We start from the raw sequence: 9,927 nt of genomic DNA, 5'->3' as shown, positions 1-9,927 counted from the left end.
CTCAATCAAGCTGTTTAGATGGGGATGATTTACCAACATATGGAGAAAAAAAACCGAGATTTAGTGGAAAAAGAGTAACAAGAGGGTTGTATAAAACCAGGGAAAATAAATTATTAAATGCAGATGTCAATGGGTCGTTGAACATTATTAAAAAAGTAATTCCTGATGTCTTTGACCAAGGAATAAAGGGTTTGCCGTTTAACCCTGTAGTGGTCGATCCACTTGCGTTTGACTAGACTTTCAGACCTTTGAGTAAGTTTGAGTAAGTTTAGTTGAGCGGTAACACCTACAAAGTGAGGATATATCTTATATGACTATATTTTTATGAACTATAAAAGGTAAAAAATCATGGGAACAGTTTATATATCTCCGGTTGTACTAATTATTTTAGATGGTTGGGGTTATCGAGAAGAAAAAGAAGGAAATGCCATTGCTGTTGGTGAAACACCTATAATTGATAGCCTTTGGCAAGCATATCCTAGAACTTTGATTCAAGCTTCTGGGAAAGCAGTAGGTTTGCCAGAAGGTCAAATGGGTAACTCGGAGGTCGGTCACTTAAATATTGGTGCAGGAAGAATTGTACCCCAGGAGTTGGTAAGAATATCTGATGCAATAGAAGATGGATCGATTGCTCAAAATCAAGATATTGAAAGATGTTGTCAAGATGTTATTGAGCGTAATTCCAAACTACACTTAGTGGGCTTATGTTCCCCTGGAGGAGTTCATTCTCATGTAAACCACTTATTAGGTTTACTGGATATGGCTAAAGCAAAAGGAATTTCTGATGTTTGTATTCATGCTATTACTGATGGACGCGATACAAACCCAAAATCAGGAGTCCAGGTACTCAAACAAATAGAATATCACATTAATCAAAGTGGTGTAGGACGAATTGCAACTATTAGTGGTCGTTACTATGCAATGGACAGGGATAAACGATGGGATAGAATTCAAAAAGCTTATGAAGTGATGACCAAAGACGGTTATGGAGTTGGTTGTTCTGCTTCTGATTTATTACAACAGTCTTATACTGAGGGTATAACAGATGAATTTGTCATCCCAGTTAGAGTATCCCCAGGAGCTATAGAGCCTGGAGATGGAGTAATATTCTTTAATTTTCGTCCAGATCGTGCCCGTCAATTGACTCAAGCCTTTGTAGACATAGATTTTAATGGGTTTGAGTGCCAGAAAATTCAACCATTAACATTTTTAACTTTTACTCAGTATGACTCTAGTTTGCCGACCTTAGTCGCTTTTAAGCCTCAAAACTTAAATAATATTCTTGGACAAGTAATTTCTCAGCATGGTCTCCGTCAACTCCGGACTGCTGAAACTGAAAAATATGCTCATGTAACTTACTTTTTCAATGGAGGTTTAGAACAACCATTTGAGGGAGAAGACCGAGAATTGATTCAAAGTCCAATGGTAGCTCACTATGATGAAGCACCAGAAATGTCAGCGGAAGAAGTGACAGAAGTAGCGATCGCTGCTGTGGAACAACAAATCTATTCTCTAATTGTGATTAATTATGCTAACCCTGACATGGTAGGTCATACTGGAGTTATGGATGCAGCGGTGAATGCAGTTAAAACAGTTGACTATTGTTTAGGACAACTTTTAGATAGTATTAGTAAAGCAGGCGGCACAGCAATTATCATTGCTGACCATGGTAATGCTGAATATATGTGGGACGAAGAAGGAAATCCTTGGACAGCTCATACGACAAACCCTGTGCCATTTATACTAATAGAAGGAGAGGGACGAAAAATTCCTGGTCATGGCGCTGAAGTTCCTTTGCGAAAAGATGGGTGTTTAGCAGATGTAGCACCAACTATTTTGGAAATTCTACAGTTGCCCCAACCTCCTGAAATGACTGGAAGGTCAATAATTGAAAATGCCGGATATGATATTCAACAAAATCTTACTCCTATGCGAGTAGGTTTGTAGTCAGGCAGGCAGGAGGCAGTTCAACAATTAATAATTAATAATTAATAATTAATAATTACCTCTCCTTCCCAATATCAGTGAAATTCTTGGATTTTTTAACGAATTAAAAACTATGAATGTTGTTCAACTTGCGGAAATTATCTGGATTGTATCCGCTATAGGTATTGTTGTATTTGTATTGTTACACAGCCCCAAAGGTGATGGAATTGGTGGTATTGGTGGACAAGCTCAATTGTTTACTAGCACCAAAAGTGCAGAGATAACTTTGAATAGGATTACTTGGACTTTTTCTGTGCTTTTTATGGGTTTAACCATACTTCTTAGTGCAGGGTGGTTACCACAATAAGAATTTAGAATTTAGAATTTAGAATTTAGAATTTAGAAGTTAAATTCTGGATATAACTAAATTTGAAGGTTTGAGAATGTTCTAACTACCCTGGCGACTACTATACATTCCCAGGCAAATGTCTGGGAAATTAGCGTTCCTCCCTTGGGAAGACCACCAAAAAATATTGATAAAGAACAGAAGAAACAAGCTCACTTGGATGAAAGATTGCGGAACCATATTGAGGGTAAATTCGGGCAAGCAAAAAGAGGATTTAGCTTACAGAAAGTGATGACTAAACTTCCTGAAACTTCCGCAACTGCGATCGCGCAGCGGAACGGAGTTCTATCGCAATTACTTTCTTAGTAATCAACCTTTCTACCCTCTTAAAAGAAGCTTTTTCTCTTTTTTTATACTTTTTTGGAGAAAAAACTGTTTTTACTGTTTGTTTAATCATTTCAACTTATGGTTAAATTAAGGATGATAATTTTTTATTATCATCAGCTTTTCTTTGAATCAGAAATCAACCGTTTTCCGATTTTTTCAGCAAACCCTAATTAGGGCTTGCTGATTAAATCTCAAATAATTACCAGATAAAGGTTTTAACCTTTTTAGGAGCGAAAAAAGTGCGCCTGTTTTAGCTCTTCACGCTCAAAAAGGAGCGTATTTTAGGCGCATAGTTGGACAGAACAATCTTGGGACAATTCTTAACTACTATCTCCTCGCTCATTGCCCGTTTCTCCTGTCTCCAGTATAGCTGTCTTCCCTTCCCCTCCTGGGAGGGGCTAGGGGTGGGTTGTCTCCTAACCTCACCCATAAGACTTTTTCAGCAAGCCCTAATTATAGTTATTCTATTTTAATAAATTTCTCCAAACTATTAACTAATGTAGGAGGCCAACGACGAACGTTAGCTACCCAATCAAGGTCTTGATAACGTCCATCTAATCCTACAGCAGCTACCCAGTTACTTTCCGCTTCTCCTTTTTTGCCTTGTTCCCAGAGACAAGCAGTTAAGGCAGCCCGCATATCAGCAAAGTTAGGATATTTACGAACCAGACTTTTTATGGTTTTTACTGCTTCCTGAGTTTGTCCAATTTGGTAAAGAGCTAGAGAATAATTGGCACGAGCAAAGGCATATTCAGGAGCTAATTCAGAAGCTTTTTTGTAATCTTCGGTCGCTTTTTCCCATTCTCCTAATCCCCCTTCAGCATTACCACGGTTATTGTAGGCTACTGGATCTTCGGGGTCTAATTCTATAACTTGATTATAATCAGCGATCGCTTCTGACCATTTGTTCAGTCTTTCATAAGCAATACCACGATTTAGATAAGGATCGGGAGCATTAGGAAAAATTTCTATTGCTTTTTGATAATCAGAGATTGCCTCTTCTATTTTATTTTGACTCAGTCTAATATTACCTCTGTTGCTCCAGATGGCAGGGTTGTCGGGATATTGTTCTAAAATTTGAGTCCATAATTGTTCGGCGTTGGCAAAGTCACCGTTATTACTGGCATTTAAGGCTTGATTAAACAGATTGTCTAATTCTTCTAATTGAGTGGGGGTAAGATTCTGTGGTTGAGTGGCAGCTATTACAGTTACTGGGTTGCTCAGGCAAAATAGAGATAATAAAAGGATTGTTATGAAAAGTTTGCGAATTAAGTGTGGCATATTGATAATTTGTTTATAGCAGTAAAAAGATAAATAGTATCACATTGTCTGACGCTTCAATTGTTCTATATTATTAGGTAATGATTTTAAACTTTTATTATATGGATACATTCAAAAAAGCTGATATACCAACTAAAACAAAAACACCAAAAAGCAGAACTACCACCCAACGCTTTTGTAACCCTGCCTTAGCTTCCTGAAACCTAGCACCGCTCAGATTCGCTCCTCGAAAATTAGTACCTCGAATATCCGCCTCACTAAAATCTGCTCCAGATAAATCTTTTCCCTTAAAAGATAGACCCCGAAGACTCACACCTTGGAAATCTCGTCTACCTTTTTCATATTCCTGCAATATCTCACGCGCTCTCATCATTAGTATTCCTGGAAAATTGAGAATTTAGGGTCACTTAGGTCGATACATAAAGTCAAAAGTAAGATTTTAGAGGTTTCAAACCTCAACCGAGAGGTTTTAAAGGCCAAACGAGAGTTCCAAACCTTAACTGCTGTTTGCTAAAGGCTAATTTGATAGACTATCCTAGACAACAACAAATATCTACAAAATGTCTAAGTTATCATACTTCATAATCTCTGTTAATATTTTTAGGACTTACGCAGAGACTACATATAGAACCCCTTAGTGGTATCTCCATAAATATTAAATTTTTTAGCCTTGAGACAGCTATACTGGAGACAGCTATACTGGAGGTAAGAGGTAAGAGGGAAGAGGTTCGAGGGAAGATGTGGGGAGAAATAATACAAAAAATTTAACACACCAACAGAAGATTTTTCCTCACTCATTGATGCCCAAAAAGACTCTTACACCATAATTATATAGCTACCATCAGGGTTCTATACAAAAACTATAACGTCTTAGTTTTGTACATCATCAATTAAAGACTCTTACACCATAATTATATAGCTACCATCAGGGTTCTATACAAAAACTATAACGTCTTAGTTTTGTACATCATCAATTCTCGATATTTAATAGGTTGAGCTGAGGTAATAAAACTACCCCATCCCCCTATCTACCAATCACCCCATCTGCCCGTCTATTTTTAAATAGCTCCGTTTAGGGGTTCTATATATCAAAACTATAACGTTGTAGTTTTTAGACTATATATATATAGTACCTTTGCGTAAGTCCTGGTCCTGATCAAATCATATTTTTTGCTTTAGCTTGAATCAATAAATCTGAGTCATTAGCAACTAAATCAATAGCTTGACTATCCCCTAACTGTTTTAACCCCAACAAACAAGCATATTTCAAATCAAAAATTCTTGCATTACTAATAGTCTCCCTAAGTAAAGGTATAACCCTCTCATCTCCTAAATTAGCCAGAGCAAGTGCAGCAGCTCCACGAGATTTCTGAAACTGAGGTGCTTTATTGTGCAGTGCTTCTATCAATAAATCATAACTATCAACATATTTAAGCCAACCTAAAAGTTTAACTACATGATAGTGGGCACCATAATCATTATGAGCGCTTTCTGCAAAAGTTGCCATTAATGCTGCACCTGAAACTTCTGGGTAAGTCTCTAAAAGGGTTTTGCCAGCCAGATAACATCTACCAAAATCTGTACTGTATAATTCTTGAATAGCAAATTCTAAAGTAGGAGTTTGGTCATATTCATGGACTAATTCTAAATCATTGGGATGGTCACGAACCACCAAATCTAAATAGGGTTCAATCTGAGCAAAGTTAATCTCACCTGTAGGTATACCTGTTTCTGCTAGGAGTCTAATTCCCCGGAGACGAAAAACCATCGAAACTGGGCATTTAGCAATATTAGGAATAGATGGATAATATTTAGTATCGATTAGGTCTTGAATACAACCCCGTCTAGCATTAATATTTGAATGTTCTAAAAATTCTACCACTTTTGTCATCTGGGAATAATCCCCTGTTAAACGACAAACAGTAGCGATCGCTGCACTAGCAATAGGTTCATCATCAGATGTTGTAAATTTTTGAATATTATTTATTGCAGGTTTATAGTTAAATTTTCCCAACACTTGAATAATCAAACGATAACTTTGACCAGGCTTTTCCAACAACCGAGAAATTTCTGCAAGAATTTCTTGATCGTCAGTTCCTATTTCGCCAATTGCCCAGACAGCATTTTCTACAGTGTAAGAGTCTTCATCACTTAAGCAAGCTCTAATTGCAGGTAGTGCTGATGTTGCATTTAAACGTCCCAATGTTTCGATCGCTTTACGTCTAGCAATTTTATGTTCTAGAACTGGGTTAGTATCTTGTAGAGTTTTAATTAAGACATTGATTGAACGAACGCTTGGAAAGTTAACTAAATGACTTGCTGCAATATAACGATCGGATTTATCTTCTAATTCTTCAAGTGGTGCTTCTAATAAAGCAATTGCTTTTTCTTCACTTAATCCAGGAAATAAATTGAAAAAACGCTTATCCATTTTCTCTAGTATTAATTAAAATCAACAATTAGTTTCTTGAATAGATCGTACAGCAGTTTGCGACAGAAGCATAGACTGAAAGCTTTAAACTTCAGATCTATTATGTGGAACGATCGTCTAAAATCATTCAGAACTTACGCAACAGCACTAATTTATAGTGTTTATATCAGCAATAATGACCAGATTTACACTATATATAATAATAGTAATGCGTAAGTCCTGTATATATAATAGAGTTGTCGCTAAATAGAGGGAAAAAATCGCTCCAACCTAGACAGAGCAATAATTCCAATGTTTTTTACCCCCGGATAGCTACAATCTTTACAGAACAAGGCTTTTGGGGATTTTTTAAGTTATAAAGCGACAAGTCTAATATAGTATCCTTGCGTAATATCATGTCCGGATAATCAGTGATAAAAAAACTTTATCCCTTCTAATATTTTCTTCCCTTCTGCCTCCAGCATAGCTGCCTCCAGCATAGCTGCCTTCCTTCCTCCAAAGTGTAAGTATTCAACCGGACATGATATAAGTCCTGAGGGGATGAAAAAAACCAACTTCAATATTTTCTTGCCTCCTACTGAAGTAGGAGGTATTGATATAGCGGATACAGTCGATGGGGATATCGCTATCCCTCACCTCTGTTTCAAAACCGTGCATGAGAGTTTCCAGCTCACACGGCTCCTAACATTGCAGTAGTCTATAAGGTTGGTTACACCTAGTTTCGCACCTGTATTTCAAGGTTTGTCCACGCTTGGAGCGCCTCGGTTTTCGCTGCTCTTTGGCATTATGCCTGGAGATTTTTCTTTGACAAGAGTCTCCTACTCTCGACTTGAGCCTACTTACCCCAGCATTTGTGTTTAGGCTTGATACAATTTCGGTTTCACGCCTGCCTGCAATGTTTCCCCACGTCTGCACATCCTAGACATTAATCTAGGCTTGCTTCTTGGGGAATCCTTAACCCTAGAAGACATTGGTTAAACTTTCCCTACTCAGGGGTCGAGACCTGAGAGTCTTAAGGGGTTACTTCGTTCCCTAGTACCATTTCTTGTTGCACTTAGGCTCCTAGCCTCGCCCGGCCTCAAACTAGATGCGATAACGTCGAGAAACTACGTTATCAGTATTACAAGGCTTCCCGTTTTGGGTTTGGTGTATCAGGCTTAATTTCACCAATCTTAGGTGACGAGCGGTAATACTAGATTCACTGTGCATTAACCTTATGCAACTCCCAACGCCTAAGATAACCAGGATAAAACCTTCTAGTTTTACGGCTTTAAGTCCATGCACTGAGAGACCAAGTTGTTACCCTGGAATCCTGAACAACTGAAGTCACTCCGCATCCCGGAGAGCAGGAATTCAACCTGCATGGCTACTAGAGTTATCCCTAGTTTTGGGACTGGCTTACCTTACATAGGAGCTCGCCCTTGCCAAACGAATCGCACTTTCTCAGTCTAATTAGGAACACCTACCTTTATTTGTCTTCTGTTCCCTGTTCCCTAAAACCAACGAATGCGCGTACCTCACTCTTCTTGGGAATTGCTATAATTGATAACTGAAATGACTTTATAACTTATGAAAAGGAATTAATCAAATAATCTAGGTAAGCCCAAAATTCAACTAAAGCTTGGGGAGACATATCTCTAGGAGAACAGGCGCGATCGCGTGTGTATTGAAGCGCACTAACAAAAGGTGCAGTTGGCAAATTGAGAACGCGGTAAACTTCTCGTTGCCCTGTAATAGCCCAATCATCAAGAGGAGCAGTATCCCCAACTACTAGACAATAATTAATTAGTCTCAGATAATGATTTAGATCGCGATAACATTTTTCGATCTTAACTTGGGAATCACAAATTCCATCAGGTTTTGTCAGTTCGGGATACTTTTTAAATACCCAGTCACCAGCTTCTTTTGCTACAGCATCCAGACGCTCTGCTAGTTTTTCTGCTGCTTCCATGCGAGGAAGAGTACGTTGTAGATTTCCTTGAATAGACTCTAAGTCAGAATTATTAGGAAAACGCCCTGCTATGTCAGCAGCATTAATCACAGTTGAAATAAATGATTTCATGAATAAATTTTCTCGTTGTTTTTTACTGACTACTCTTCAAGGACATTGACTGAAGTCGAGTCTATCTTGCAAAGCAAGAGTAGCAAACAAGAGGCAATTAATTTTGATTTGAGAAATAGCAATTTTGGCACTGCTTCGTAAATATTGATAGATTGCATTCTGAGGAATTCTAATTCTGTATTAGGAGCATATCCCGAATGTACCTCTACCTCCAATTAGAAAAAATCTTTGACCGAAAAAATGGGTCTCAAGCCTGGCCCTTCTAGGGCGACTTTTTAGTTGATTTTTTTCAATAAATATGTTATCATGTTGTTAGTTTAAAAGTCAAGTTATGAAAGCTAGATTTAAGTATCGTATTTATCCAACGCCGGGACAAAAATACCGATTGGCCAAGCTATTTGGCTGTGTCCGTGTGGCGAGTGAATGATAGTCTAGCTTACTCCCAACAGAAGTATAAATCAGCAGAAAAGAAACCTGACTTATCAGAACTACAAAAGCTTTTTATTACTCAAGCTAAAAAGACTGAAGAAAGACAATGGTTGTCAGAGGTTTCTAACATACCATTGCAGCAATCATTGAATGATTTAAACCAGGCGTTGCTCTAACTTTTTTAAATCAACTCAAGGCAAGAGAAAAGGTAGACCTGTTAAACCTCCAGATTGCTTCGTTCCTCGCAACGCTCCGCGATTTAAAAGTAGAAAATCAAAGCAAACTGCTAGATTTACATGCATGAGGATTTAAAGTTGGTCAACATAAAGTCTAGAAGCGCCAAGATAGGAAAGCTGAAAATAGTTTCGCCCGTGAGAGTTACCTGCTGCTCCATCATCAGTAACAGTAATCAAAGATTCAGCCCATAGATATTTCTTAAGTTTTGTAGTAGAAATACAACCAGAAATCTTACTGAGAACTGATAATTCAGTAGGTATAGATTTAGGTATTAAAACCTTTGCTACATTCAGTGACGGTACAAAGATTGATGCACCAAAACCACTAAAGAAACGAATTAAGAAATTAAGAAAGGTAAAGTTTGTCATTATCTCATAAAACTAAAGGATCTAAAAGGTATGAAAAAGCCAGGGTTAGAGTGGCTAAGTTCCATGCAAAACTGAAAGATACACTCGTCAGATTTTCTGCATAAATTATCTACTAAAATAATTCGTGAAAACCAAACAGTTGTTTTAGAAGATTTGTTTGCGTTTGCGTAGCATCCCGTAGGGAAGCATCTCCGTTGGAAACGTTTCTGGTATGGTTAAGAACCGTAAGTTATCTAGAGCAATATCTGATTTAGGTTGGAGGCAATTCAGAACATTTTTAGAGGGAAAAGCAGAAAAATATGGTCGTGATTTCAGAGTAATTAGTCGCCCTTGAGCCAACATCTCAAGTTTGTTCAGATTGTGGGTTTAAAGGTGGTAAGTTAGACCTGAAGGTGCGAGAATGGGAGTGTCTCAACTGTGGTGCAAAACACGATAGAGATGAGAATGCAGCAATAAATAT

The 9,927-nt window shown here is 37.9% G+C and carries 11 protein-coding genes and 2 pseudogenes; 9 read left to right on the top strand and 4 right to left on the bottom strand.

The features are described from left to right. The 4 genes and pseudogenes from F6K54_RS32410 to F6K54_RS32395 form a co-directional block, all read left to right on the top strand. Positions 1-236 (top strand): annotated as a pseudogene (locus F6K54_RS32410) (RNA-guided endonuclease TnpB family protein); the annotation flags it as partial. A gap of 112 nt (positions 237-348) precedes the next feature. Continuing rightward, positions 349-1,947: a 2,3-bisphosphoglycerate-independent phosphoglycerate mutase gene (gene gpmI / locus F6K54_RS32405; protein WP_293087203.1), complete on the top strand. Its 1,599-nt coding sequence runs from the start codon at positions 349-351 to the stop codon at positions 1,945-1,947. A 112-nt stretch (positions 1,948-2,059) separates the two neighbouring features. Further along, complete coding sequence (gene secG, locus F6K54_RS32400) at positions 2,060-2,293, top strand: preprotein translocase subunit SecG (RefSeq protein ID WP_293087200.1); 234 nt, start codon at positions 2,060-2,062, stop codon at positions 2,291-2,293. 129 nt (positions 2,294-2,422) lie between these two features. Continuing rightward, a pseudogene (locus F6K54_RS32395) lies at positions 2,423-2,694 on the top strand (transposase); the annotation flags it as partial. Between the two features lie 424 nt (positions 2,695-3,118). On the opposite strand, the gene F6K54_RS32390 reads toward F6K54_RS32395, so the two are convergent. From F6K54_RS32390 to F6K54_RS32375, 4 genes are all read right to left on the bottom strand, one after another. After that, positions 3,119-3,940, bottom strand: a complete 822-nt coding sequence (locus F6K54_RS32390; RefSeq protein WP_293087197.1) for a tetratricopeptide repeat protein — start codon at positions 3,938-3,940, stop codon at positions 3,119-3,121. Positions 3,941-4,037: 97 nt separating this feature from the next. Further along, a complete protein-coding gene (locus F6K54_RS32385; RefSeq protein ID WP_293087195.1) occupies positions 4,038-4,313 on the bottom strand; it encodes a pentapeptide repeat-containing protein in 276 nt (91 codons plus the stop codon). A 783-nt stretch (positions 4,314-5,096) separates the two neighbouring features. Then, complete coding sequence (locus tag F6K54_RS32380; protein WP_293087192.1) at positions 5,097-6,371, bottom strand: HEAT repeat domain-containing protein; 1,275 nt, start codon at positions 6,369-6,371, stop codon at positions 5,097-5,099. Positions 6,372-7,938: 1,567 nt separating this feature from the next. Next, positions 7,939-8,433 (bottom strand): bleomycin hydrolase, encoded by a 495-nt coding sequence (locus F6K54_RS32375; protein ID WP_293087190.1) that lies wholly within the window; start codon positions 8,431-8,433, stop codon positions 7,939-7,941. A gap of 331 nt (positions 8,434-8,764) precedes the next feature. Between F6K54_RS32375 and F6K54_RS32370 the strand changes: the two genes are divergently transcribed. The 5 genes from F6K54_RS32370 to F6K54_RS32350 all read left to right on the top strand — a co-directional run. Next, complete coding sequence (locus F6K54_RS32370; RefSeq protein WP_202223267.1) at positions 8,765-8,860, top strand: helix-turn-helix domain-containing protein; 96 nt, start codon at positions 8,765-8,767, stop codon at positions 8,858-8,860. Next, positions 8,844-9,038, top strand: coding sequence for a hypothetical protein (locus tag F6K54_RS32365; protein WP_293087187.1), 195 nt, complete (start codon positions 8,844-8,846; stop codon positions 9,036-9,038). The genes F6K54_RS32370 and F6K54_RS32365 overlap by 17 nt, the downstream gene beginning before the upstream one ends. 232 nt (positions 9,039-9,270) lie before the next feature. Further along, a complete protein-coding gene (locus F6K54_RS43315) occupies positions 9,271-9,477 on the top strand; it encodes a transposase (protein ID WP_366558293.1) in 207 nt (68 codons plus the stop codon). 201 nt (positions 9,478-9,678) lie between these two features. Then, positions 9,679-9,801 carry a hypothetical protein gene (locus tag F6K54_RS32355; protein ID WP_255502791.1) on the top strand — a complete coding sequence of 41 codons (123 nt, stop codon included), beginning with the start codon at positions 9,679-9,681 and terminating at the stop codon, positions 9,799-9,801. 58 nt (positions 9,802-9,859) lie between these two features. Continuing rightward, positions 9,860-9,927: zinc ribbon domain-containing protein (locus F6K54_RS32350; protein ID WP_293087206.1), on the top strand; the 68-nt coding region annotated here is incomplete at its 3' end.

The sequence above is a fragment of the Okeania sp. SIO3B5 genome (assembly GCF_010692555.1).
Classification (GTDB): Bacteria; Cyanobacteriota; Cyanobacteriia; order Cyanobacteriales; family Microcoleaceae; genus Okeania.
Note: the sequence above shows the minus strand (reverse complement) of the source record. Positions and strands in the feature narration are given on the sequence as shown.

Bases quoted from the DNA above. Each gene is read 5' to 3' on its own strand.
- F6K54_RS32355 (WP_255502791.1), top strand. From the start codon at position 9,679: ATGGTTAAGAACCGTAAGTTATCTAGAGCAATATCTGATTTAGGTTGG.
- F6K54_RS32385 (WP_293087195.1), bottom strand. From the start codon at position 4,313: ATGATGAGAGCGCGTGAGATATTGCAGGAATATGAAAAAGGTAGACGA.
- gpmI (WP_293087203.1), top strand. From the start codon at position 349: ATGGGAACAGTTTATATATCTCCGGTTGTACTAATTATTTTAGATGGT.
- F6K54_RS32375 (WP_293087190.1), bottom strand. From the start codon at position 8,433: ATGAAATCATTTATTTCAACTGTGATTAATGCTGCTGACATAGCAGGG.
- F6K54_RS32370 (WP_202223267.1), top strand. From the start codon at position 8,765: ATGAAAGCTAGATTTAAGTATCGTATTTATCCAACGCCGGGACAAAAA.
- F6K54_RS32390 (WP_293087197.1), bottom strand. From the start codon at position 3,940: ATGCCACACTTAATTCGCAAACTTTTCATAACAATCCTTTTATTATCT.
- secG (WP_293087200.1), top strand. From the start codon at position 2,060: ATGAATGTTGTTCAACTTGCGGAAATTATCTGGATTGTATCCGCTATA.
- F6K54_RS32380 (WP_293087192.1), bottom strand. From the start codon at position 6,371: ATGGATAAGCGTTTTTTCAATTTATTTCCTGGATTAAGTGAAGAAAAA.